Origin of the sequence: Vibrio sp. HB236076 (genome assembly GCF_040957575.1) — a bacterium.
GTDB lineage: Bacteria > Pseudomonadota > Gammaproteobacteria > Enterobacterales > Vibrionaceae > Vibrio.
In genome coordinates this window covers 2,476,043-2,501,679 of record NZ_CP162601.1, presented here as the reverse complement: position 1 = coordinate 2,501,679, position 25,637 = coordinate 2,476,043, and the positions used below count along the sequence as shown (strand labels likewise).

Below are 25,637 nucleotides of genomic sequence, written 5' to 3'. Positions count from 1 at the left end.
ATACTTGAACCCATAGATGAGCTGTACGATAATTGATTATTATTAAAGCCAGTTTGTATTTGGCCAAGTGGCTAAAGCACAGAGTAACACACGGGAGAAGTCATCGTGAGTGAAGTCAATATTCCTTTATCTTTTTCAGATGCAGCAGCCATGCGCGTGAAAAACCTGATCACCGAAGAAGAAAATCCAGAGCTAAAACTGCGAGTTTACATCACCGGAGGCGGTTGCAGTGGTTTTCAGTACGGTTTTACCTTTGATGAGTCTATCAACGACGGTGATACAACGATTGAAAACAGCGGAGTCACTTTGGTTGTTGACCCGATGAGTCTGCAATATTTAATCGGTGGCGTGGTTGATTATACCGAAGGTCTCGACGGTGCTCGGTTCTTCGTGAGTAACCCAAATGCAACCACAACCTGTGGCTGTGGCGCCTCATTTAGTGTGTAAATGATAGCCCTATTAGGGGCGAAAAATGCTTCATTGTGGCACGCTTAACAATAAAAAAGTCATGACTAGAGTCATGACTTTTTTATTTGCCTTAACCTTGGCTTGGTCGTTGACGCAGTGAGTTATCGATTGAGCATTAGCGAGCCTTTTCTGCGCCAATATAATCAAATCACCATTGAGTGATTTACCTGTTATACCAATCTGATTAAGTATGTGGTCAATGATAGCGCAGAGAAAAAGCTTGAGAACAAGGCAACCTATTTATTTATAAATACAAGACAGTTAGTAGTTGTTCTACAAGTTATTTTCTTAACGATGTTATCGAGTTTTTTAACCAGCTAGGGTGACCAGCTATTTAGTTAGATTGGTATTATTGCATAGAAAGCAATTGCTGGTACTGTTCGAGTTTTTGTAAGCGTAAATTGGCATTGGCAATAAAGGTTGCTTTAGCTTTGCCTTGTAATGATTTTGACAGTGGTAAGTCAACCGTTCTTGGGTTCTTGTGAACGCCATTGACCAGAAATTCGTAGTGTAAATGCGCACCGGTTACCCGACCTGTACTGCCTAACGTGCCGATCGTTTGCCCCTGCTTCACTCGTTGGCCGGTATTAACGAGGCGTTTTTTCATATGTAAGTACTTGGTAATGTACGTATTACTATGACGGATAAACACATAATTGCCATTAAAGCGATTGTATCCGGCTTTTTGTACGACACCATCACCAGCCGCCCAGATCGGAGTCCCTACAGGGGCCACGTAATCGGTGCCGCGATGGGGTTTAACTAACCCTGTGACTGGGTGTAGCCGTTTGGGGTTAAAATTTGAGCTGACACGACGAAAATCGATCGGTGCCCGCAAAAAGGCTTTTTTCATTGCGCGGCCATTTTTATCGAAATACTGATCGCTATTTTCGTCTAGTATGGCGGTAAAGGTATCGCCTTGGTTGGTAAACGTCGCCGCGAGAATTTTGCCTTTTCCAACCACTTCGCCCTCGACAATCATATCTTGGTAAAGCACCTTAAAGCTGTCTTGTTGACGAATGTCTAAAGCAAAATCAATATCCCAGCCAAACATACCGGCAATGGCCATGATTTGGTTAGGAGTGAGATTGGCACTGATCGCGGCATTCCAAAAATTGGAAGTGATGGTCGCTTCGGTGTAGTTGTATTGATAATCGATGTGCTTTTTATCGGTGCGAGATTGATACCCCTGCTCTCCTTTGACGACGACAAAGGTTTCGAATTGATTGAGCCCTCGTCGTAATTCAGTTAATTGCTTTTCTTGATCAAAGCCAAAGGCCAGTTTGTCGCCCGGTCGTAAATTGCTCAGCTGACTTTTAATTTCTTGGCTGCTATTCATGATGCGATAAAGCAAGGTGGGTGAGAGGCCAATTCGTTTGAATAGTAAAGCGGTACTTTCACCAGGTTGGACTTGGTAATGTTGCCAATCAAGGCTGTGGACTGGCTTTTCGGGAGAGTAAAAAAGATCGATGTCTAAAGGCAAGCTATAACGCTGGCCAACCACGTATTTTCTTTTGCGATCGTTTTCACTCAAAGATGCTTCATCTGGAAGTAAACACGCGACAAAAATTAAGGCGCTAAAAAAACCGACCCCGATACGATGAAAGCGAGGCAAAGTGTTAAAAATAGTCTTGATTGGTAAAAACATTAGCAATGAGTCGTAAAAATCCCTTGTTCCTAGTCTAACCTGTTTCAAAAAACATCGCTATTCAAGTACACTTATGCGCTAATCTATTTTTGCCAAATTTGTGGGAGTGAACAAACAATGGCGAGTCTTGAAGCGGCATTGGCCGAAATTAAGCGTGGTGTGGAAGAGTTAATTCCCGAAGAAGAGTTAATTACAAAATTAAAAGAAGATCGTCCGTTGCGCATTAAGCTTGGGGCGGATCCGACAGCACCAGACATTCACTTGGGGCATACCGTGATTTTGAATAAATTGCGTGCCTTCCAAGAGCTCGGCCATGAAGTCACTTTCTTGATCGGCGATTTTACCGGTATGGTCGGCGATCCAACGGGCAAAAACACAACCCGTCCTCCTTTGACCCGTGAAGACGTTATCCGCAATGCTGAAACCTATAAACAGCAAGTGTTTAAAATTTTAGATCCTGAGAAAACCAAAATTCAATTTAACTCTGAGTGGTTATCTGAGCTTGGTGCGGAAGGGATGATCCGCCTTGCGGCCAACCAAACCGTAGCGCGTATGCTTGAGCGCGATGACTTTAAAAAACGTTACCAAAATGGCCAAGCTATTGCGATTCACGAGTTTATGTACCCATTACTCCAAGGCTATGACTCTGTCGCCATGGAGACGGATGTTGAGCTTGGTGGTACGGACCAAAAATTCAATTTATTGATGGGGCGTGAACTGCAAAAAGCGCATGGTCAGAAGCCTCAAGTGGTATTAATGATGCCGCTTTTGGTTGGCCTGGATGGCGAAAAGAAAATGTCGAAGTCGGCGCATAACTATATTGGTATTACCGAAGCACCGAGTGAAATGTTTGGCAAGATCATGTCAATCTCGGATGATTTGATGTGGAGTTACTACGAATTGCTGTCATTCCGCCCATTAGAGGAAATTGCGCAATTTAAAGCTGAGATCGCGAATGGGAAAAACCCACGTGATATCAAAATCTTATTAGCTAAAGAAATTATTGCTCGTTTCCATACCGAAGCCGATGCCGATGCCGCAGAACAAGAATTTATCAATCGTTTCCAAAAAGGGGCGATTCCGGATGAAATGCCAGAGTTTACCTTTGAAGCCGGCTTACCCTTGAGTAACTTGCTAAAAGAAGCTGGCTTATGTGCTTCGACATCAGATGCCATGAGAATGGTAAAACAAGGTGCGGCAAAAATTGATGGTGAAAAAGCAGTAGATGCTAAGTTTGTGCCACAGGCTGGGACTTATGTCTTCCAAGTTGGCAAACGCAAATTTGCTCGTATTACCATTCAATAATCGCTTGTAAAAAAACTGATTGCATATTCAACCCCTAATTTAATTAGGGGTTTTTTCTGTTTTCGGTTTCGTTGCGATCTTTTTGTCGGCGGTTTTAAAGCGTAAAATAAACCAGGTTTCAAACGCCAAGAGGCCTGCAATGGCATAAAACCAATGTGTACCCCAAGCGACAAAGTACGCCACCGCCCCCATCGAGAGCCAGATCATAATTAACGCATTGATCTTTTCTTTTTTGGTCAGTCCTGAATTGTTTTTTAATCGCCTTGCCATAGGGCCGAGTTTAGGATGATCCAATAGCCATTGCTGAAATGCAGGAGATGAGCAGCCAAAACAATACAGTGCCAATAAAATAAAAGGCACAGTGGGCAACAAAGGCACGGTGATCCCAATTAAACCGAGAATCACACTGGTCCAGCCAATACAGGCAAACCCTTTTCTTTTGATTTTTTCTTTTCGTGTAATCGGCTCTTGGTCCATGGAAGTCTCTTAGTGTTGAAAAGCGCATGCCCTTAGAAGGAGTAATGGTGCTCGATAAAATACGCTATGTCAGTATTGGTACAACGCGAAGAAAGCTCACATTGTTTTTTTTACCGGCCAGGTAAATCGGCGATTGTGCTACACCAAAATAAATAGTATCGCTGTGCGATTGGCGGTGCAAATAGATTCCTAAAAAACCTTGCCCAGCTCCCTGCCATTGACATTGGTAGTCAACGAAAAGCAATCACGGCGCAACCCTGAGCATGGAAGGCGTTTGAGAAGGGTGAGCAAAAGGCGATCAATTTTGCTATACTATGGTTAAATGAATTAATCAGGATCAATTAAGAGGTTGAGCATAATGAACTTATAACACCCCTTGTCCAAGCGTTAAGGGATAAGCGGATCTGAGGAGGTGACTCCTTGCTATCTGTTTCTCCGTTGGCGTTTGCTTTTCCACAATAAGTTATCTCATTTGAGGAGAAGCGAAGGATTTGATCCTATGATATTAGGAGCAACAATATGATGCCGATGACAAACCATTATTCGCCAAAAGGGCGCTTTTCTGAGCAAGATATCCAAGCGGCGACCAAAGCTTTTTTAATGTACGACAATTCACACCAAGTTCGCTTGCTATTGCTGATGTCTTTTGACGAGGGATTAGCCGTACTTTCGCAGTGTGATGCGGATCGAGTTAAACTCTGGCTTAAAGAGCTTAGCCAGCAAGCCCCCGAACGGGCTCATTCCTATCACATCGCTCTGACTGCGGCCCCTGAGAGTCATTATACTTTGCCTCGTTGGGTAAAAGTATTCATTGCTTTAGGCGTGTTGGTGATCCCTGTCCCTCTTTTCTATTGATGAGGCCGTTGTTGAGCAAGGGCCATGTCACGTTGCACAACCAAAGGGTAAAAACGCCGTTCTACTTGGGTTAAAGGAGAGGTCTTACGGTCTTTTTCTGGAAAGTAATCACTCACCAATTGTAGAAATATTCGCGTGGGCTCACCTTGTTCATTTAAGGCAAACCCCGCCATGTTTTTGGTGCCATACAGCGTACCACTTTTGGCGGCTATGTTTCCCTTTACAGGGCTCGCGAGCATACTACGTCGGTATTTAAGCGTGCCTGATTGACCGGAACGAGGCAACAGTGTGACGAAATTCAGTGTCTTGTCGTGTTGCCCAATATAGCGCAACACGTCGAGTAACATTCCCGCCGTCAGTCGATTACTCCTCGACAGGCCTGAGCCATCAACAATCTGAGCATGGGTGAGGTCAATGCCTGCTTTACTGAGTAAAATTTGCTTAATGGCTTCGGTACCGTTATCAAAATTACCTGGTTGAAAGAAGAATTTTTGTCCTAGGGTTTTGGTCATGCTGTCCGCAATGAGGTTATCTGATTTTCTCAACATGACTTTGAGTAAATCATCTAACGGTTGGGATTGATGTTGCGCGATGAGTTCACTGTCCTTGGGGCGAGGGGCGGTAAGAACTTGTCCATCAAGGGTAATGCCTAGCTGATTGAGCTGTTGATAGATAACTTGAGTGGTATAGAGCGAGGTATTTCTGACGGCAAAATTCAGCGGTAAGGGCTTCTCTCTCTCGACAATGCACCCACTTAATACATAGTGATTGTCATTGGTCGCTTGCAGATGGAGTTCGCAATGCTGTTGTTTCTTTACGCTAGAGGTTACCGTGACGGCTTGATTGTCGACATAAATAGGATATTGTTTAGGGACATTGACACGCGTTTTTCCACTGGCAGACGTATAAAGGGCACCAGGGATACAATTGTGATCTAAATTGGTCGCCTGACTGGGCGCGCTATAACAAACCCCCAGTGCATCCCAAGGAGAACCTACGGCATTGCCAAGTCCTGAAAAGTGAGTGTCGTCAATATAAAGGTTGCCTTTGATATGGGTTAACCCTTGCTCCTTGGCTTGGGTTAATAGTGTTAACAAATCTTGGCGCGACAATGTGGGATCGCCGCTAAAATGCAAATACCAATGGTCTGCTTTTTTCGATAATTCAGTCCGATAGTGGAAATCGGGCTCAAGTTCGAGTTTAGCGGCTAATGCGGTCAACAGTTTTTGGGTGCTCGCGGGTGGAAAAAAGCCGTCTTGATTATTCTGTATGAAGTTATCACTAGGGTCGGATAGGTTTTCCACTTGGAAATAATAGCGGGTATTCTGCGGTAAAGTATCGAGCTCAAGAGTGTCTGCCAGTGAATAAGGCCCCAAGAGTGAGCAAAGAAAAAAAAGCAGTGAAAGTATTAAAGTGCGATCTGGCATGAGCTGTGAGGACCAATGGTTCGTTTGAGTTTTGAGTATAGCGAGAGTTTGCCCATCCCTCTAGTGAACTAAGTCTTGGATTTGTCAAAATCGTTGTAAGAATTGATAAGCGTTTCTCAGTTAGCCTTGAATATAGATGATTTCACCCCCATATTTGTTTACACTAACACGAATTGTTTCACGCATATGACTACCTAGTCTCGCTCGACTAGGTAGTTTTATTTTGTCCAAAGAACACTTTGGCATAGAGGTAAAAAATGGAAAAAATTCCTATGACAGTTCGCGGCGAAAAGAAGCTGCGAGAAGAGCTTGACCGTTTATTAAAGCTTCGTCCAAAAATCTCCGCAGCAATTGCTGAAGCACGTGAGTTGGGCGATTTAAAAGAAAACGCGGAATACCACGCCGCTCGTGAAGAGCAGGGGATTTGTGAAGCTCAAATTCGCGATATAGAGTACAAATTATCGGTTGCCCAAGTTATTGACGTGACCAAAATGGACAACACGGGCAAAGTTATCTTTGGCGCCACGGTTACGCTGATTGATTGCGATACCGAAGAAGAAAAACGCTATCAAATTGTCGGTAACGATGAAGCAAATATCAAAGCGGGTCTAATATCTGTAAGCTCACCGATTGCCCGAGGTTTGATTGGCAAGATGGAAGGTGACGAAGTAGTGATCTCTACGCCTGGCGGCGATCGCGACTTTGAAATTGACAGTGTTGACTATATCTAACCCCTGTCTCTCTATCGCGTTGGCACAGGTTTTGTCACGGGACACAATGAGGCAAAGCGCGATAAAAGCACTCTGCTGAGAATCAAGGCGGCGATCATTTGAACAATGACTCTTTTTTAATGAGAGATGCTTCAAATAAAAAACAAAAAGACGGTGTGAGCCGTCTTTTTTGTTTTAACGTATAAACAGACGTTACTTACGAGGCAGTTCGATTTTACGGTCTTCTGTCTGGCGATATAGAACCAGTACTTTACCAATAGTTTGTACTTTTTCTGCTTTCGTTTCACGAACGATGGCATCGATGATCAAATTCTTAGTGTCGCGATCTTCAGATGCAACCTTGATTTTGATCAGTTCGTGATGATCCAATGCAATCTCAATTTCGGCCAGTACTGCTTCTGTGAGACCGTTTGCTCCCATCAGTACGACGGGTTTGAGATTGTGTGCTAGGCCTTTAAGGTACTGCTTTTGTTTTGTGCTTAGGTTCATTACGTACTCAAATTTATTTAAGATAAGGGTTGAAAACGCGTATTTTAACGCCATCTTAACCGGAAGACTATCATTTATTAGTCACGTTGAAATTTGGGATACTCATGAGCAAAAAGAAACATTCAGCCAGTTCAGGCCGATGGTTGAAAGAACACTTCGATGACAAATACGTAAACGAAGCCAAAAAAAAGGGTTATCGCTCTCGGGCAATCTTTAAAATTGAAGAAATTCAAGGCAAAGATCAGTTGCTTAAACCCGGCATGACGGTTGTCGATTTAGGAGCCGCGCCTGGTGGTTGGTCACAATATGCCGCGAATATTGTCGGAGAGTCAGGGCAAGTCATTGCATGTGATATTCTGCCAATGGATTCCATTGCCGGTGTTGCGTTTTTGCAAGGTGATTTCCGTGAAGATGCGGTTTTAGAGGCTTTGCTCGATAGAATTCAACCCGATATGGTCGATGTTGTGATGTCTGATATGGCGCCTAACATGGCGGGAAATTTGTCGGTTGATCAGCCTAGAGCCATGTATTTAGTCGAATTGGCCTTAGATATGTGTCGACAAGTTCTAGCTGCTAATGGTAGCTTTGTGGTCAAAGTCTTCCAAGGTGAAGGCTTCGATCAATATGTAAAAGACGTACGCGATCTCTTCAAAGTGGTCAAAATACGCAAACCCGACTCGTCGAGGGCTCGCTCTCGTGAAGTCTACATTGTTGCAACTGGTTACAAAGGGTAACTAATTAGGCGTTAAGTGCGGCAATGTATGCATAGCTACAGTGTAAAAACTGTAGTACCCTACCTTTAATTACAATTAGTTATCGAGAGGCTGACACCTTGAGTGACATGGCAAAAAATTTAATTCTGTGGCTGGTTATCGCCGTTGTATTGATGTCGGTATTCCAGAGCTTCGGTCCAGGCGATAGCAGTGGGCGAGCAGTTGACTACACGACTTTTGTTCAGGAAGTTGGACAAGGTCAAATTCAGGAAGCGACCTTCAAAGACAGTGAAATTACCTTCACTCGTCGTGGTGGAACGGCAAAGTACGTGACTTACATGCCAGTTTACGATCAAAAGTTACTGGATGACATGATCAACAAAAATGTCAAAGTCCAAGGTACCCCACCTGAAGAGCAAAGCTTGTTGGGCACCATTTTCATTTCGTGGTTCCCCATGATTCTTCTTATCGGGGTGTGGATTTTCTTCATGCGCCAGATGCAAGGTGGCGGTGGTAAAGGCGCCATGTCGTTTGGTAAGAGTAAAGCTCGCATGATGAGCGAAGAGCAAATCAAAACGACGTTTGCCGATGTTGCCGGTTGTGATGAAGCAAAAGAAGACGTTAAAGAACTGGTTGACTACCTTCGCGATCCGAGCCGCTTCCAAAAATTAGGGGGTAAAATCCCAACAGGCGTGTTGATGGTGGGCCCTCCTGGTACGGGTAAAACTTTGCTGGCAAAAGCGATTGCGGGTGAAGCCAAAGTACCATTTTTCACTATCTCCGGTTCAGACTTTGTTGAGATGTTTGTCGGTGTTGGTGCTTCACGTGTTCGAGATATGTTTGAACAAGCGAAGAAAGCAGCGCCTTGTATTATCTTTATCGACGAAATTGATGCGGTTGGTCGTCAGCGTGGCGCTGGTGTCGGTGGCGGTCACGATGAACGCGAACAAACCCTAAACCAAATGCTGGTAGAGATGGATGGTTTTGAAGGTAACGAAGGTATTATTGTTATCGCCGCAACAAACCGCCCAGATGTTTTGGACCCGGCATTATTGCGCCCAGGCCGTTTTGACCGTCAAGTGGTTGTTGGTTTGCCAGATGTACGCGGACGTGAACAAATCTTGAAAGTACACATGCGTAAAGTGTCTGCCGCATCTGACGTTAAACCTGAGTTGATTGCTCGTGGTACACCAGGCTTCTCTGGTGCGGATTTGGCGAACTTGGTCAATGAAGCGGCGCTATTTGCTGCGCGTGGTAGCAAAACCGAAGTGACCATGGTTGAGTTTGAGTTGGCAAAAGACAAAATCATGATGGGCGCAGAACGACGTTCTATGGTGATGTCTGAAGACATTAAAGAATCAACGGCTTATCATGAAGCTGGTCATGCGATTGTCGGGCGTTTAGTACCAGAACACGACCCGGTTTACAAAGTGTCAATTATCCCACGCGGCCGTGCTTTGGGTGTGACCATGTATTTGCCTGAGCAAGATCGCATTAGTATGTCTCGTCAACACTTAGAGTCTATGGTGTCGAGCTTGTATGGCGGCCGCCTGGCAGAAGAGCTCATTTACGGCGCTGATAAAGTGTCTACCGGTGCATCAAACGATATTGAGCGTGCAACCGATATTGCACGTAAGATGGTCACTCAATGGGGCTTTTCAGATAAATTGGGTCCGTTGTTGTACGCTGAAGAGGAAGGGGAAGTTTTCCTCGGGCGCAGTGTGACACAAACCAAACACATGTCTGATGATACCGCGAAGTTAATCGACGATGAAATTCGTCAAATTATCGACCGCAACTACGACCGTGCTAAGCGTATTCTTGAAGAGAATATGGACATTATGCATGCAATGAAAGATGCGTTGATGAAATACGAAACCATTGATGCTGGCCAAATTGACGATTTGATGGCTCGTAAGTCTGACATTCGCCCGCCTGCTGGTTGGGTTGAAAAAGATGAAGCGGCTGCCAACAGTACTGCGCCAGTAGCGAAAGCGGAGCCTACCTCCCAACAAGTAGAAGAGACGAATAAGACAGACACTTCTGACAGTGATAAGTCTTCACCTGAATCTTCAACAGAGGATTCAGAGAACAAACAGTAATCTCTTCCTCATTAAAAACCCCGAGTCACGCTCGGGGTTTTTTGTCGTTATGCTGAGTTAACACATGCAGATTAAATCAAAAAACAAAACGCTCGATCTCACCACTCCCCAAGTGATGGGGATAGTCAATACCACCCCAGATTCTTTTTCTGATGGCGGCTTGTATCGTCAAACCGAAGCCGCAGTCGCCCATGCCAAAGCCATGATTGAGGCCGGTGTCACCATTATCGATATAGGCGGAGAATCAACTCGTCCAGGCGCGGAATGGGTCAGTGAAGAAGAAGAGTTAGCTCGAGTGATCCCTGTGATTAAAGCGATCCGGGCATTCTCATCCGTGTGGATCTCTGTCGACACCAGTAAAGCTGAGGTAATGAAACAAGCGGTGGAGGCCGGGGCTGATCTCATCAATGACGTCCGTTCATTAACTATGCCTGGCGCGATGGCGGTGGCAGCCAAAGCACAGGTGCCGGTGTGTATTATGCACATGCAAGGGCAACCGCAAACCATGCAAGTTTCCCCTCAATACCGCGATGTCTTTCAAGACGTCGAGGATTTTTTAACTGAACGTGTGTCGGCGTGTGAACAGGCCGGTATTCCAAGAGAGAACTTGATTCTCGACCCTGGTTTTGGTTTTGGAAAAACGTTACAACACAATTATCATCTGTTGGCGAATTTAGAAAAATTTCATAAATTTAACCTGCCGGTGTTGGCTGGGATGTCACGCAAATCTATGATCTTTAAACTACTAGAAAAGCAACCGTCGCAATGTATGGTCGGTAGCGTCACCTGCGCCACACTCGCTGTGCTCAAAGGGGCACATATTATTAGAGTTCATGACTTTCAAGAAACCTTGGAAGCGATGGCCATTATTCGAACGATGCAAGAAAACAAAACAAGTTAAGGCGAATTATGTCACAGTCTAACGAAAGACAGTATTTTGGAACCGATGGTGTTCGAGGCGAAGTGGGTCAGTATCCTATTACCCCTGATTTTGTACTGAAACTGGGCTGGGCGGCTGGCCGAGTATTGGCCAAGCAAGGCACCAAAAAAGTCATCATCGGTAAAGACACGCGCATCTCAGGTTATATGTTAGAGTCAGCTCTTGAGGCAGGGCTCGCCGCTGCAGGCCTAAAGGCGGTACTAACAGGGCCGATGCCTACCCCTGCCATTGCTTATTTGACCCAGACTTTTCGCGCTGAAGCGGGTATTGTCATTTCAGCGTCACACAATCCATATTACGACAATGGTATTAAGTTCTTTTCGTCGGAAGGGACTAAATTGCCAGACGAAATCGAGTTGGAAATCGAGGCTGAGTTGAATAAAACCATTGAGTGTGTTCAGTCTGCTGATCTCGGCAAAGCAGAGCGACTCGTTGACGCTGCAGGGCGCTACATTGAGTTTTGTAAGAGCACGTTTCCCAATCAGCAAAGCCTAAAGGGACTGAAAATCGTCGTCGATTGCGCTCATGGTGCCACTTATCATATCGCACCGAGTGTCTTTCGCGAGTTAGGAGCTGAAGTCATTGGCATGGGGGTTGAGCCTAATGGTACAAACATTAACGATAAAGTTGGTGCTACCGATGTCGCTGCGCTGCAACAGCGCGTTATCTCAGAACAAGCAGACCTAGGCCTAGCTTTTGATGGCGATGGCGATCGCTTGATCATGGTCGATGAAAAAGGCGAGAAAATCGACGGTGATCAAATTGCGTATTTAATTGCGCGAGAAGCACTGCGTCGCGGGGAGCTAAAAGGCGGTGTTGTCGGAACGCTCATGACCAATATGGGGATGGAGAAAGGCCTCAAACAGTTGGGTATTCCTTTCACCCGCGCTGCGGTGGGTGACCGTTATGTGATGGAAAAACTGCAACAAAAAGGTTGGAAAATTGGCGCAGAAAACTCAGGCCATATCATTTTGCTCGACAAGGTCACCACAGGGGATGCGATAGTCGCTGGCTTACAGGTTTTATCTTGTGTTGTGAGCAGTGAGATGACCCTGCATGAATTGGCTTGTGGTATGACGCTTTACCCGCAAGTTCTTGTCAATGTACGTTTTAGTGGTGATATTGATCCATTAACGGCGCCGGCGGTTACCCAGGCCGTGGCAGAGGTGGAGCGCAATCTAGCCGATAAAGGACGCGTGTTATTGAGAAAGTCCGGCACTGAGCCATTGATCCGAGTTATGGTAGAAGGGGAAGACCGGGCTCTGGTGGAGCAAAGCGCCGAGAATATTGCCACTGCGGTAAAAGCAAACTGTTAAAATCTGAACACATTCGCTCTTTGTTGTGTTATTTTTGACCGTTTGATGTCAGTGGTTGGTTTTTTTGTTATTTTTCCCTTGTCAGCGCTATGGGCTTTCGATAGTATTGCCTCCGCCTCTTAAAGTAGAGGCGCTAGCCTTGTTCCTAACAGAGTGTTTTGAACGGCGCTGGCTCAACAATTTGGAACATAGGTGGACGTTATGTTTACAGCTCTACTTGTGATTTACCTGTTGGCGGCGCTTGCTGTTATTGGCCTGGTGTTGATTCAACAAGGTAAAGGCGCAGATATGGGAGCCTCATTCGGTTCAGGTGCTTCAAACTCAGTGTTTGGCTCTGGCGGCTCTGGTAACTTTTTAACCCGAATGACTGCAATTTTTGCAACTGCATTTTTTATTATCAGTCTTGTACTAGGCAACATGTCTACTCACAAAGACGCATCAGAATGGCTTGACCCATCGTTGAACCAATCTGTTCAACCTTTGATTCAAGATGCTTTGACTGATAAATCGAGCGAATCTTCTGCACCTTCGAGTGACGAGATTCCTCAATAAAGATTTTTGTGCCGAGATGGTGAAATTGGTAGACACGCTAGCATGAGGTGCTAGTGCCTTAGGTGTGAGGGTTCGAGTCCCTCTCTCGGCACCATTATTCTTGACAAACTTGTAAATCACTTGTCAGTGCGTATAATGCACTCAAGTCGGACGCGGGGTGGAGCAGTTTGGTAGCTCGTCGGGCTCATAACCCGAAGGTCGTCGGTTCAAATCCGGCCCCCGCAACCAAACTTTGCCGAACCTAACAAGTTTGTAGCAATACCGCTATCGCATGGTATTGCAGTTGAGTTTACGTTTTATTAACTCAACGATTCAGGGTCCAGCAACTAAAAACCCCGACTTTCGGGGTTTTTTATTATCTGAAGAAATTCAGAAGTTGCTTGGTAATTTTGATTGGGCTCTGAGCCCTTTTTTTGTTTCTGGAGTGGTTTAAATGACTGGTTTAGAAAGACAACTTACTGAAATGCTTGAAGCTCCTGTGGCTGCATCAGGTTATGAGTTGGTTGGATTAGAGTTTATTCGTGCTGGTGAGCACTCGACTTTGCGTATTTATATTGATCATGAAAACGGCATTAATGTCGATGATTGTGCAGAAGTGAGTCATCAAGTCAGTGCGGTATTGGACGTTGAAGATCCAATTACAGTGGCTTACAACCTGGAAGTGTCTTCACCAGGTATGGAAAGACCACTCTTTAAAGCTGCACACTACCAGCAGTTTTTAGGTCACGAGGTCAATGTTGTTCTCAAAATGGCCGTTGGAAATCGTCGCAAGTGGAAAGGTGTGATTGACGCTGTAGAAGGCGAGACAGTCACTGTACTGGTCGATGGGCAATCCGAACAATTTGCGTTGAGCAATATTTCTAAAGCAAATCTTATCCCTAAATTTTAAGTCTTAGAGGCAAGACACAATGAGTAAAGAAATCTTAGCGGTTGTTGAGGCGGTTTCTAACGAGAAAGCAGTTCCTCGTGAGCGTATTTTTGAAGCACTTGAAACCGCATTGGCAACATCAACCAAGAAAAAATACGAAATAGAAATTGATGTTCGTGTTGCTATTGATCGCAAAACCGGTGAGTTTGATACTTTCCGTCGCTGGTTGGTCGTCGAAGAGGTTGAGTTCCCAACTAAGGAAATCTCTCTTGAGGCCGCGCAATACGACGACGAAGAGATCGAATTAGGTCAATTTGTTGAAGATCAAATCGAATCAGTCAAGTTCGATCGCATTACGACGCAAACGGCGAAGCAAGTGATCGTACAAAAAGTTCGCGAAGCTGAACGCGCACAAATTGTTGAGCAATTTATCGACAATGAAGGCGAGTTGGTTACCGGTGTCGTAAAAAAAGTCAACCGCGAAACCGTCGTTATTGATTTGGGTAACAACGCGGAAGGGGTCATTCTTCGTGAAGACCAACTGCCACGTGAAAACTTCCGCCCAGGCGATCGCGTTCGCGGTCTCTTGTACGCAGTAAAACCGGAAGCTCGTGGCTTCCAGTTGTTTATCACGCGCTCTAAGCCTGAGATGTTGTCTGAGCTATTCCGTGTCGAAGTACCCGAAATCGGTGAAGAGTTAATTGAACTTCGCGGTGCGGCTCGCGATCCGGGCTCACGTGCTAAAATTGCGGTTAAAACCAATGATAAGCGTATTGACCCAGTTGGTGCATGTGTCGGTATGCGCGGTGCTCGTGTTCAAGCTGTCTCTGGTGAGATCGGCGGCGAGCGTATCGATATTGTTTTATGGGACGACAACCCAGCGCAATTCGTGATCAATGCGATGGCGCCTGCCGAAGTGGCTTCAATCATCGTTGATGAAGACAGCCACACGATGGACATTGCTGTCGAAGCGGACAACTTAGCTCAGGCGATTGGTCGCAGTGGTCAAAACGTTCGTTTGGCATCTCAACTGACCGGTTGGGAGCTCAATGTCATGACGGTTGAAGATCTTCAGAAGAAACACGCTGAAGAGTCTGAAGCCTCAATTGAAAACTTCATGAAGTATCTCGATATTGAAGAAGATTTTGCTCAACTACTGGTTGAAGAAGGTTTCTCTACTCTTGAAGAAGTTGCTTATGTGCCCGTCAATGAGCTTTTGGACATCGACGGCTTAGATGAAGATCTCGTTGAAGAGCTGCGCGGCCGTGCAAAAAATGCATTGACCACGATTGCACTAGCAAAAGAAGAAGCTTACGGAGATGTTGAGCCTGCAGATGACTTGCTGGCATTAGAAGGCCTAGAGCGTGAGCTTGCTTTCAAATTCGCTGCTAAAGGCATCATTACCTTGGAAGATTTAGCCGATCAAGGTATCGATGATTTAGAAGGTATTGATGGACTGACAGAAGAGCGCGCCGGAGAGCTGATTATGGCTGCTCGTAATATTTGTTGGTTTGGAGAAGACGCATAATATCAGCAAGGAGGAGGCGGCATGACAGAATTTACCGTGAAAGCACTGAGTGAAGAGATTGGCACCCCAGTTGACCGCTTGATAAAACAACTCGCCGACGCTGGCATTAACAAGTCAAGTAGTGATACGATTTCACAAACAGAGAAACAAACTCTACTGACTTACTTGAAAAAAGAGCACGGAGACACCAGTGATGAGAGCGCTCCGACTCGTTTGACACTTCAGCGCAAAACGCGCAGTACTCTTAGTGTTAGTGCAGCAGGTGGTAAAAATAAAGACGTTCAAGTCGAAGTTCGCAAGAAACGCACTTATGTAAAACGCAGTGCACTCGACGAAGAAGCAAAACGCGAAGCGGAAGAAGCCGCGAAACGTGAAGCCGAAGAACTTGCTAAACGCGAAGCCGAAGAAAAAGCGAAGCGTGAAGCAGAAGAAACAGCAAAGCGCGAGGCGGAAGAAGCTGCCAAACGCGAAGCTGAGCAAAAAGCGAAGCGTGAGGCCGAAGAAGCCGCTAAGCGTGACGCAGAAGAAAAAGCGAAAAGTGAAGCTAATGCAACACATCGCGATCAAGAGGCGGCCCATGTCGCTGAAGAGAAATTAAAGCAAGAAGCAGCGCGAAAAGAAGCCGAAGAGCTAAAACGTCGTCAGGATGAAGCGGCAAAGCGTAAGGCTGAAGAAGAAAGTCAGCGTAAAATTCAGGAAGCTCGACAACTGGCTGAACAAAATAATGAGCGTTGGTCTGCGGAACAAGAGAAAAAAGGTGATATGGAAGATACAGATTACCATGTAACGACTTCACGTTATGCCCGTGAGGCCGAAGATGAAGCAGACCGTCGCGTAGAGGGCGGTCGTCGTAAGAAGAAAAAGAAAGCAAGCTCGAAAGACAGCGAAAATGCCAACAGCGGTCGCGAACCGCGTAATAAGGCGAATCGCCGCAATCGCAAGCCATCTAAACCTTCTTCGATGCAGCACGGCTTTGATAAGACAGCAACGGTTGCTAAGCAAGACGTTGTCATCGGTGAAACGATCGTCGTCTCTGAGCTGGCTCAAAAAATGTCTGTCAAAGGCACTGAAGTCATCAAAGTGATGATGAAAATGGGTGCTATGGCAACCATCAACCAAGTTATCGACCAAGAAACAGCTCAGTTAGTTGCTGAGGAAATGGGCCATAAAGTGGTTCTGCGCAAAGAAAATGAGCTTGAAGAAGCGGTACTTTCTGATCGCGATGACAACGCTGAATCTGTGCCTCGTGCACCGGTTGTGACCATTATGGGTCACGTTGACCACGGTAAAACGTCGACACTGGATTACATTCGTCGTGCTCACGTTGCCTCTGGAGAAGCCGGTGGTATTACCCAGCACATCGGTGCTTACCACGTAGAAACGGATAACGGCATGATCACCTTCCTGGATACCCCAGGACACGCGGCCTTTACCGCTATGCGTGCTCGTGGTGCTCAAGCGACGGATATCGTTGTTCTGGTTGTTGCTGCAGACGATGGCGTCATGCCACAAACAAAAGAAGCTATCCAACACGCGAAAGCGGCGGGTGTGCCTCTTATTGTTGCAGTGAACAAGATCGATAAAGAAGAAGCGAACCCAGACAACGTTAAAAATGAGCTTGCTCAGTTTGATGTTATTCCTGAAGAGTGGGGCGGTGAGAACATGTTTGTTCACATCTCTGCTAAACAGGGAACCAACATAGATGCGCTTCTTGAAGCAATTCTTCTTCAAGCGGAAGTGTTAGAGCTTAACGCAGTGAAAGAAGGCATGGCCTCTGGCGTGGTGGTAGAATCTCGCCTCGATAAAGGTCGCGGTCCTGTCGCTACCATCCTAGTTCAATCGGGTACGTTGAACAAAGGCGATATCGTTCTGTGTGGTCAAGAGTACGGGCGCGTTCGCGCAATGCGTGATGAACTCGGCAACGAAGTGATGCAAGCAGGCCCATCGATTCCTGTTGAAGTATTGGGCTTGTCTGGTGTTCCAGCGGCCGGTGATGAAGCCACTGTGGTTCGCGATGAGCGTAAAGCGCGTGAAGTCGCCAACTACCGTCAAGGCAAATTCCGCGAAGTTAAGCTTGCTCGTCAACAAAAAGCGAAGCTTGAGAACATGTTCTCGAATATGGCTTCTGGTGACGTGGCAGAACTGAACATTGTACTCAAAGCAGACGTTCAAGGTTCGGTTGAAGCGATTGCTGATTCATTGACGAAATTGTCAACGGATGAAGTAAAAGTCAATATCGTTGGTTCTGGTGTTGGTGGTATTACCGAGACTGATGCTGTTCTTGCGGCTGCGTCTAACGCTATCGTTGTTGGTTTTAACGTTCGTGCTGATGCTTCTGCTCGTCGTACCGTTGAAACTGAAAACTTAGACTTGCGTTACTACTCAATCATTTATCAATTGATTGATGAAGTGAAACAAGCGATGAGCGGTATGCTTGCGCCTGAATTTAAGCAAGAGATCATTGGTCTTGCTGAAGTTCGCGATGTGTTCAAATCACCTAAGTTGGGCGCGATTGCCGGCTGTATGGTCACAGAAGGTGTCATCAAGCGCAATAACCCAATTCGCGTTCTTCGTGATAACGTGGTTATCTATGAAGGTGAGCTTGAGTCGCTACGTCGCTTTAAAGATGACGTGCAAGAAGTGAAAAATGGTTATGAGTGTGGTATCGGTGTTAAAAACTACAACGATGTCCGCGTTGGTGACCAAATTGAAGTATTCGAAGTCGTTGAAATTAAACGTACTATCGATTAATTCACTCAGGTTGCATTAAGCAAACGGGTTGTTTAAATACACCATGGGGGGCTGGGATAACCATCCCCCCATTCTTCTATAAAGAGAAAAAGTTATGTCAAAAGAATTCAGCCGCACCCAACGTGTCGCACAACAATTGCAAAAAGAATTGGCGATGATCTTACAACGCGAAGTCAGAGACTCTCGTTTGGGCATGGTCACGGTTTCCGATGTTGAAGTGTCTCGTGATCTCGCTTACGCCAAAGTATTTGTTACTTTCTTATGTGTGGGTGAGCAGACTCCAGAAAGCTGTCTCAAAGCGCTGCGTGAGCACGAGACCCACATTCGAATGATGCTTGGCAAACGCATTCGCTTACGCCTGACCCCCGAAGTGCGTTTTTATTACGATGAGACGCTAGTTGAAGGGATGAGAATGTCTAACTTGGTCAGTGAAGTGGTCAGTCAAGACAATGAGAAAAAACACTCATCAGGTCGCGAGGACGAAGAGTAATGGCACGTCGTCGTAAAGGACGCCCCGTCGATGGGGTTTTATTATTAGACAAGCCCACTGGCGAGTCGAGTAATCACGTACTACAAAGAGTGAAACGCGCTTTTTTTGCTGAAAAAGCTGGTCATACTGGCGCGTTAGATCCTCTTGCGACGGGGATGCTGCCCATTTGTTTGGGTGAAGCAACCAAGTTTTCACAATTCTTGCTTGATTCCGACAAGCGCTACCGCGTGGTTGCCAAACTGGGTGAGCGCACCGACACCTCGGACTCCGATGGTGAGATTGTCGAGCGTCGTCCAATCGACTTTAGCCCTGAGCAATTGGCTCAAGCGGTTGAGAGTTTTCGCGGTGAAACTCTTCAAGTTCCCTCGATGTTTTCTGCACTTAAGCACCAAGGTAAACCCTTGTATGAATATGCAAGACAAGGGATTGAGGTCGAGCGTCAAGCACGTCCTATCCACGTCTATGATATCCAGTTGATAAAACATGAGAATGATGAAATCGAAATGGACGTTCATTGTTCTAAGGGCACTTACATCCGCACTATCGTTGATGACTTGGGTGAAATGCTAGGCTGTGGCGCGCATGTGACGTATCTGCGCCGCACTGCCGTTGCCAATTATCCTTATGAAAAAATGGTCACGCTCGAGCAACTCGATGCGCTACTCGAACAAGCCAACGAGAGTCAAGTGGCGCCAAAAACGCTACTTGATCCTTTGCTATTGCCTATGGATACCGCGGTTGCTGCGCTGCCTAAAGTCAATTTGATCGATGAATTAGCCGATATGATTCTACACGGCCAGCCAGTCCAAGTTATTGGCGCTCCGGCATCAGGCCAGGTGTGTTTGACCGCCGGTGAATCTCAAACATTTATCGGTGTTGGGGTGATTAATGACGATGGCAATATTGCCCCTAAGCGCCTAGTGGTTTTTCGCGAACAATAAACAACGATAATTGAACTTGTTTTAGCGGAGGTTATTGCCTATAATCCCCGCTCCTCGTACCGGCTGAATCAGAGATTGGCTGGTACAAACGTTAACTCAACTCTTTAGGAGAGAATTATGTCTCTGAATGCAGAAACTAAAGCAGCTGTTGTAGCTGAATACGCACGTGGCGAAGGCGACACTGGTTCACCAGAAGTACAAGTAGCACTACTTACTGCTTCTATTAAACACCTACAAGGTCACTTCCAAGAGCACAAAGGCGATCACCACAGCCGTCGTGGTCTTCTACGTATGGTTTCTCGTCGTCGTAAACTTCTAGATTACCTAAAAGGTAAAGATCTAGCTCGTTACCAAGACCTAATCAAGCGTCTAGGTCTACGTCGTTAATTTCGACAGACAAAGAACAATGATTTGAAAAAGGGGCTTTATGCCCCTTTTTTATTGGTGAAATTTAGCCAAATGCCGATTAAATCGTTATACTATTTGGCGAAATCTCATCGGATTTTATTCATGCTAATAGGGTGAACTGACTTGGAGTAACCAGCGGTTTCATCCTATGGCATAAGTGGCTTTGGGCGTTGCTAGTCACATCACACGTCGACCATTTGGTCGCGGCTATTCCAAGCAGGTTATTTGAGCCTGTTTGGATTAGTCGCGATAAGCAATGTCTCACTGCCCTTGTTAATTTTTATAGGCTCAAAGAGCAAAGGACAAGACATGTTCGAAAAACCCGTAGTAAAAACGTTTCAATACGGTAATCATACCGTTACTTTAGAAACTGGTATTATCGCACGCCAAGCCACCGCTGCTGTGATGGTGACCATGGATGACACTGCTGTATTCGTTTCAGTGGTTGGTAAAAAAGAGGCCGTTGAAGGCCAAGATTTCTTCCCATTAACGGTTAACTACCAAGAGCGTACTTACGCGGCAGGTAAAATCCCTGGTGGTTTCTTCAAACGCGAAGGCCGTCCTTCAGAAGGCGAAACATTAACCGCTCGTCTTATCGACCGCCCAATCCGCCCACTGTTCCCAGATTCGTTTAAAAACGAAGTTCAAGTGATTGCGACAGTTGTCTCGGTGAACCCTGATGTTCAACCTGACATTGTTACTATGATTGGTACGTCTGCGGCATTGGCCATTTCAGGCATTCCATTTAACGGCCCAATCGGTGCGGCGCGCGTTGGTCATATCGATGGTCAGTTAGTGTTAAACCCGAGTAACACAGAGCTTGAAAACTCTAAACTAGACTTAGTGGTTGCGGGTACTGAATCGGCTGTATTAATGGTTGAATCCGAAGCGGATAACTTAACAGAAGAAGAAATGCTCTCTGCTGTGGTTTACGGCCACGATCAACAACAAACGGTGATCAGCGCCATTAATGAGTTTGCTGCAGAAGTCGCAACACCGGCATGGGACTGGGTTGCTCCAGCGGAAAACACTGAGCTGAAAGCAAAAATTGCACAGCTAGCAGAAGCGCAATTGGTCGAAGCGTATCAGATCACTGAAAAGATGGCGCGTTATGAACGCATTGGTCAAATCAGTGCTCAAGTCAGCGAAACGCTATTGGCGGAAGATGACACGCTTAACCCGAAAGAGATCCACACGATTTTCCACGATCTAGAAAAAACCGTTGTTCGCAGCCGTATTATTTCTGGTCAGCCGCGTATTGATGGCCGTGAAAAAGACATGGTTCGCGCTTTGGATGTTCGTACGGGTGTACTTCCTCGTACCCACGGTTCGGCTTTGTTCACTCGTGGTGAAACCCAAGCTATGGTGACCGCGACGCTTGGTACCCAGCGCGATGCTCAAATTATCGATGAGTTGACCGGTGAGCGTAAAGACCACTTCTTGTTACACTACAACTTCCCTCCATACTGTGTGGGTGAAACGGGCTTTGTCGGTTCACCTAAGCGTCGTGAAATTGGTCACGGTAAACTGGCTAAACGCGGTATTGCTGCGGTAATGCCATCGGTTGATGAATTCCCATACACAGTGCGTGTTGTATCGGAAATTACCGAGTCTAACGGCTCTTCATCAATGGCTTCTGTATGTGGTACTTCCCTTGCTCTTATGGATGCAGGTGTGCCAATTAAGTCATCCGTTGCCGGTATTGCGATGGGCCTAGTGAAAGAAGGCGATGATTTTGTCGTGCTGTCTGACATCTTAGGTGACGAAGACCACTTAGGTGATATGGACTTTAAAGTTGCGGGTACCAATGAAGGTATTACTGCGCTACAAATGGATATCAAGATTGAAGGTATCACGAAAGAGATCATGCAGATTGCGCTAAATCAAGCACAAGGTGCGCGTAAGCACATCCTATCTGTCATGGATCAAGCCATTGCTGGCGCTCGTGATGATATCTCTGAGTTTGCTCCTCGTATCCACACGATGAAGATCAGTGCTGAAAAGATCAAAGACGTTATCGGTAAAGGCGGTGCGGTTATTCGTCAATTGACAGAAGAAACCGGTACAACGATTGAAATCGAAGATGACGGTACCATCAAAATTGCAGCAACCGAAGGAACAGCGGCAAAAGAAGCGATTCGCCGTATCGAAGAAATCACCGCAGAAGTTGAAGTTGGCCGCATCTACACAGGTAAAGTTGCTCGCCTTGCTGACTTTGGTGCTTTCGTGACCATCTTGCCTGGTAAAGATGGCTTGGTACACATTTCTCAAATTGCGGATAAACGCGTCGAGAAAGTCTCTGACTACTTGAGCGAAGGCCAAGAAGTAAAAGTGAAGGTCTTGGAAATTGACCGTCAAAACCGCGTGCGTTTGAGCATGAAAGAAGCGGTTGAGAAACCAGCAGAAGAAGCAGAACAAGCGCCAGCATCGGCAGATAATGCAGGTGAATAAAGCAGAACTTTTTGCTGCTTAAGCACTTTTGTGTTTCACTGGTGTCTATATCAAAAGGGAGCGATAGCTCCCTTTTTCTTTGACAAGGGGTATATGAGTGGTGAAATGGTTAGCATTATTGGGAATGAGCTCAGTACTATTACTGAGCGGTTGCGCTACTCAACAGGAGACTTCTGAACATTGGGTCTTTCCGGCTATGGCAGTACCGCTGCAGCCTTCGGCAGAACAACAAGTGAAAATTGCTCAGTTAACGCAGTTGCTTGCGCGAAAAAACCTACCGGCTGATGTCAGGGCCAAAATGTTGGTTGAGCGAGGGCATTTCTATGACAGTGTTGGGCTGGATGAGTTAGCTCGCGTTGATTTTTTTCAATCATTGAAGATCAACCCCCAGCAACCGGCAATCTTTAATATCCTTGGTGTCTATGAAACGCAAAGGGCCAATTTTGATGATGCTTATCAATTTTTTGATTCGACATTGGAGCTCAACCCGCAAGATACTTTTGCTCAGCGCAATCGCGCCATTGCCCTGTATTACGGCGAACGCTACTTGTTGGCACTCGAAGATATGAACGCTTATTGGCGTGAAGATCCCAGTGATCCTTTTCGCGTGTTGTGGCGCTATGTCATTGAGCAAAAAGTGGACCCGCAACAAGCTAAAGCCCACTTAGCAGAGAGTTATCAGCAGAGAAACGCTCGTTGGGGGTGGTTAATTGTCGCTGTCATGCTCGATGAAATTAGTGAGCGACAAGCCTTTCAAGTGGTGATGGACAATAGCGAAAACAATAACGATCTCGCTGAGCGCTTAACCGAGTTGTACTTTTATATGGGCAAAAAATATCAAATCAACCAAGATTACGCCCATGCGATCTCTTTGTATAAATTGGTCTTATCTTATAACGTTTTTGACTATTTAGAGCACAGGTATACGTTTGTCGAGCTTGGCAACATTTATCGTAGCTTAACTCTGGATGAGGAAGAGTCGGCATCGGCGAAAGATGACAGTGCAGAGCAATGACTCTCGTTCAATGAGATGAAAATCAAATGAAAGTTTTCATCTCATTCGCCAATAGCCTGTTCACCAATTAATTTTTGTTACGCTTATTTTTGGCAAATAAGACCTCAACCTCTTGTTTGGGTTGAGGTCGATAAAAGTGGAAGCCTTGAATTGAATTGCACTTGAGATTGGAAAGTAAACTGGCTTGCTCTCGGTTTTCTACTCCTTCAGCCACGACATTGAGCTCTAGTGCGTGTCCAAGGTTAATGATGTTTTCAATCACGGTGACCTGTTTGGGTAAGGTGTCGATATCACAGACAAACGCTCGGTCTATTTTTAACTCATCAATGGGAAAACGAGCTAAATAAGACAGTGATGAATACCCAGTACCAAAATCGTCTATCGATAACGAAAAGCCCAATTTTTTAATCGCGTTGAGCATTTGTAATGTGTGGTCACTGTCACTCATCACTGCGCTCTCCGTTAATTCAAAGGTAATACAGCTGGGATCCAACCCTGTCACTTTGAGCAGTTTTTCCATGTATTGTGTCAAGAGGGAGTTACCAAATTGCTCTGGCGATAAGTTGATCGCCACCCTGCCAGGGAGAATATTTTGTTGCTTCCACTTTTTGACTGTCGTGAACACCTCGCGCATGACCACTTTGCCAAGTTGCTCAATAAGACCTGCTTTTTCAGCGACAGGGATAAAGGCGGCAGGGCTAATGTAGCCTTCTACCGGGTGTTTCCAACGCACTAAGGCTTCGGCGCCATGAATGGTAAAATCACGAGCATTCACCTTAGGCTGATACCAGACTTCAAGGCCGTTTTGTTGCAGCGCTTTTTGTAATTCAATCTCCAACCATAGTCTCATTCTCGCTTCTTTATTCATTTGCTCATGAAATTGGATTAAGCGATTGCGACCGCGCTCTTTCGCTTCATACATCGCGGTGTCTGCACTTTGCAGCAAACTGCGTGCATCTTTGGCGTTAGTGGGATAAACCACACTGCCAATAGAGCAGGCCAAACGCTTGGTAAAGTGGTGTAAATCAAACGGCTGGTTGATGAGATTAATCACTTTTTGCCCTAATTGCTCAATCGCATGGGGCGTGCTCTCCGCTTCCGGAATCATAATGCCGAATTCATCTCCGCCAAATCGGCCTAGAATCGCACGCTTTGGCAAAGAGCGTTGTAGCCGCTTCGCCACTTCTTCGATCACGCGGTCACCGATATGATGACCAAGGGAGTCATTAATATTCTTGAAGTTATCGATATCGAGATACAAGAGAACCAAAGGCGTTTTGTTGCGAATAAATTGCTCTAGGCGTTGGGTAAAACCTGTGCGGTTGTAGAGCTTTGTTAGAGGGTCTTGAATACCAATGTTATCCTTGGGTTGCTCGTCGAGGGTTGAGGTTTGTGAATTTCTTGATTGCAGCATGACCATTTGAATCGGTGCCCCAAACTGAAAAGTTTGATTGGCGCACAGAGTCATCGCTTTTTCAAAACCACAACGAGCACTGGTTGAGCAAGGGGTTGGTGTGGTTGACAACAATTCGCTGAGCGGCCGGGCAAAGCTTTGTTTGGTTTGCGCATCGACAAACAAGCGAGACAATTGCTCACCAAGTAGCTCTTTAGGCGCGTTATAGCCAAGCAATTTGGCGGCGGCTGGATTGGCCGATAAAATAATGTCATCTTCAACCATCAGTAGGCCATCATCGAGCAGGTGAAGGAGGTGAGAAAACTTGTTTTCAGCTTCTTCTAAGGAGCGAACCAGCAAATGTTTTTCAGAGGTGTCTACAGCATGGAAAATCAAATAGCGTTTGAGCTCCCCTTCATCGAGTGGGGTAATACTAAACTGTAAACTGGTTTCGATATCGGAGTCGTCGAGTGAAATTTCTGACTCGATAAACTCGCCTTTGATGGCACGCTGATAATAGGGTTTGAGCTTGTGGTAAAAGTTGTCCCCTAAGATTTGTTGGTCATTTTTTCCAACCAATTCCGTCTTGGACAAACCCGATACATCACAATACCTGTCGTTGACTAAGCAATAATTGTGTTGACTGTCTAAAATGGCAAAAAAGAAGGTATTATTCGATGTCAATCTCGTAAACCAGTGCTGCATTTGCTCTGAAAGCATTCTACCTACCAACATTTGAAGATGTGAATTTGAACATATTTTGTCTTAA

The 25,637-nt window shown here is 45.7% G+C and carries 22 protein-coding genes and 2 tRNA genes; 19 read left to right on the top strand and 5 right to left on the bottom strand.

Annotated features, from left to right (window positions below; translation table 11 throughout):
* Positions 1–105 precede the first annotated feature (105 nt).
* Positions 106–447, top strand: a complete 342-nt coding sequence (gene erpA / locus AB0763_RS10935; protein ID WP_306100654.1) for an iron-sulfur cluster insertion protein ErpA — start codon at positions 106–108, stop codon at positions 445–447.
* Positions 448–817: 370 nt separating this feature from the next.
* Here erpA and AB0763_RS10930 read toward each other — a convergent pair whose 3' ends face one another.
* Positions 818–2,104, bottom strand: coding sequence for a peptidoglycan DD-metalloendopeptidase family protein (locus AB0763_RS10930; protein WP_306100847.1), 1,287 nt, complete (start codon positions 2,102–2,104; stop codon positions 818–820).
* Between the two features lie 129 nt (positions 2,105–2,233).
* Here AB0763_RS10930 and tyrS point away from each other — a divergent pair, with 129 nt between their 5' ends.
* A complete protein-coding gene (gene tyrS, locus AB0763_RS10925; protein WP_306100655.1) occupies positions 2,234–3,421 on the top strand; it encodes a tyrosine--tRNA ligase in 1,188 nt (395 codons plus the stop codon).
* 39 nt (positions 3,422–3,460) lie between these two features.
* Here tyrS and AB0763_RS10920 read toward each other — a convergent pair whose 3' ends face one another.
* Positions 3,461–3,898: a YbaN family protein gene (locus tag AB0763_RS10920; RefSeq protein WP_306100656.1), complete on the bottom strand. Its 438-nt coding sequence runs from the start codon at positions 3,896–3,898 to the stop codon at positions 3,461–3,463.
* A 519-nt stretch (positions 3,899–4,417) separates the two neighbouring features.
* Between AB0763_RS10920 and AB0763_RS10915 the strand changes: the two genes are divergently transcribed.
* The gene (locus AB0763_RS10915) at positions 4,418–4,753 is read left to right on the top strand and encodes a hypothetical protein (RefSeq protein ID WP_306100657.1); all 336 of its coding nucleotides are present in this window, start codon (positions 4,418–4,420) and stop codon (positions 4,751–4,753) included.
* Here AB0763_RS10915 and dacB read toward each other — a convergent pair.
* Positions 4,747–6,180 carry a D-alanyl-D-alanine carboxypeptidase/D-alanyl-D-alanine-endopeptidase gene (gene dacB / locus AB0763_RS10910; protein ID WP_306100658.1) on the bottom strand — a complete coding sequence of 478 codons (1,434 nt, stop codon included), beginning with the start codon at positions 6,178–6,180 and terminating at the stop codon, positions 4,747–4,749. The genes AB0763_RS10915 and dacB overlap by 7 nt on opposite strands.
* A 257-nt stretch (positions 6,181–6,437) precedes the next feature.
* Between dacB and greA the strand changes: the two genes are divergently transcribed.
* Entirely contained in the window at positions 6,438–6,911 is a 474-nt protein-coding gene (greA, locus tag AB0763_RS10905; RefSeq protein ID WP_306100659.1) for a transcription elongation factor GreA, read from the top strand.
* Positions 6,912–7,103: 192 nt separating this feature from the next.
* On the opposite strand, the gene yhbY is transcribed toward greA, so the two are convergent.
* A complete protein-coding gene (gene yhbY / locus AB0763_RS10900) occupies positions 7,104–7,400 on the bottom strand; it encodes a ribosome assembly RNA-binding protein YhbY (protein WP_306100660.1) in 297 nt (98 codons plus the stop codon).
* 104 nt (positions 7,401–7,504) lie between these two features.
* On the opposite strand from yhbY, the gene rlmE reads away from it, so the two are divergent.
* The 15 genes from rlmE (at position 7,505) to nlpI (ending at position 23,475) form a co-directional block, all read left to right on the top strand.
* The gene (rlmE, locus tag AB0763_RS10895; RefSeq protein ID WP_306100661.1) at positions 7,505–8,134 is read left to right on the top strand and encodes a 23S rRNA (uridine(2552)-2'-O)-methyltransferase RlmE; all 630 of its coding nucleotides are present in this window, start codon (positions 7,505–7,507) and stop codon (positions 8,132–8,134) included.
* A gap of 107 nt (positions 8,135–8,241) precedes the next feature.
* Positions 8,242–10,215 carry an ATP-dependent zinc metalloprotease FtsH gene (gene ftsH, locus AB0763_RS10890; protein WP_306100662.1) on the top strand — a complete coding sequence of 658 codons (1,974 nt, stop codon included), beginning with the start codon at positions 8,242–8,244 and terminating at the stop codon, positions 10,213–10,215.
* Positions 10,216–10,279: 64 nt separating this feature from the next.
* On the top strand, positions 10,280–11,116 hold the full coding sequence (folP, locus tag AB0763_RS10885) for a dihydropteroate synthase (protein ID WP_306100663.1): 837 nt from the start codon (positions 10,280–10,282) through the stop codon (positions 11,114–11,116).
* Between the two features lie 8 nt (positions 11,117–11,124).
* Positions 11,125–12,471: a phosphoglucosamine mutase gene (glmM, locus tag AB0763_RS10880; protein WP_306100664.1), complete on the top strand. Its 1,347-nt coding sequence runs from the start codon at positions 11,125–11,127 to the stop codon at positions 12,469–12,471.
* Positions 12,472–12,672: 201 nt separating this feature from the next.
* Positions 12,673–13,023 (top strand): preprotein translocase subunit SecG, encoded by a 351-nt coding sequence (gene secG / locus AB0763_RS10875; RefSeq protein WP_306100665.1) that lies wholly within the window; start codon positions 12,673–12,675, stop codon positions 13,021–13,023.
* Positions 13,024–13,033: 10 nt separating this feature from the next.
* A tRNA-Leu gene (locus tag AB0763_RS10870) sits at positions 13,034–13,117 on the top strand.
* A gap of 57 nt (positions 13,118–13,174) precedes the next feature.
* Positions 13,175–13,251 (top strand) — tRNA-Met (locus AB0763_RS10865).
* Between the two features lie 205 nt (positions 13,252–13,456).
* Complete coding sequence (gene rimP, locus AB0763_RS10860; protein WP_306100666.1) at positions 13,457–13,912, top strand: ribosome maturation factor RimP; 456 nt, start codon at positions 13,457–13,459, stop codon at positions 13,910–13,912.
* 19 nt (positions 13,913–13,931) lie between these two features.
* Positions 13,932–15,419, top strand: coding sequence for a transcription termination factor NusA (gene nusA, locus AB0763_RS10855; RefSeq protein WP_306100667.1), 1,488 nt, complete (start codon positions 13,932–13,934; stop codon positions 15,417–15,419).
* A gap of 21 nt (positions 15,420–15,440) precedes the next feature.
* Positions 15,441–18,170, top strand: a complete 2,730-nt coding sequence (gene infB / locus AB0763_RS10850) for a translation initiation factor IF-2 (protein ID WP_306100668.1) — start codon at positions 15,441–15,443, stop codon at positions 18,168–18,170.
* 94 nt (positions 18,171–18,264) lie between these two features.
* Entirely contained in the window at positions 18,265–18,660 is a 396-nt protein-coding gene (gene rbfA / locus AB0763_RS10845) for a 30S ribosome-binding factor RbfA (protein WP_306100669.1), read from the top strand.
* Complete coding sequence (gene truB / locus AB0763_RS10840; RefSeq protein ID WP_306100670.1) at positions 18,660–19,601, top strand: tRNA pseudouridine(55) synthase TruB; 942 nt, start codon at positions 18,660–18,662, stop codon at positions 19,599–19,601. The genes rbfA and truB overlap by 1 nt, the downstream gene beginning before the upstream one ends.
* 117 nt (positions 19,602–19,718) lie before the next feature.
* Positions 19,719–19,988, top strand: coding sequence for a 30S ribosomal protein S15 (rpsO, locus tag AB0763_RS10835; RefSeq protein WP_306100671.1), 270 nt, complete (start codon positions 19,719–19,721; stop codon positions 19,986–19,988).
* Between the two features lie 330 nt (positions 19,989–20,318).
* Complete coding sequence (gene pnp / locus AB0763_RS10830; RefSeq protein WP_306100672.1) at positions 20,319–22,460, top strand: polyribonucleotide nucleotidyltransferase; 2,142 nt, start codon at positions 20,319–20,321, stop codon at positions 22,458–22,460.
* Positions 22,461–22,557: 97 nt separating this feature from the next.
* Entirely contained in the window at positions 22,558–23,475 is a 918-nt protein-coding gene (nlpI, locus tag AB0763_RS10825; RefSeq protein WP_306100673.1) for a lipoprotein NlpI, read from the top strand.
* A 67-nt stretch (positions 23,476–23,542) separates the two neighbouring features.
* On the opposite strand, the gene AB0763_RS10820 is transcribed toward nlpI, so the two are convergent.
* Complete coding sequence (locus tag AB0763_RS10820; protein WP_306100674.1) at positions 23,543–25,588, bottom strand: EAL domain-containing protein; 2,046 nt, start codon at positions 25,586–25,588, stop codon at positions 23,543–23,545.
* Between the last annotated feature and the right edge of the window lie 49 nt (positions 25,589–25,637).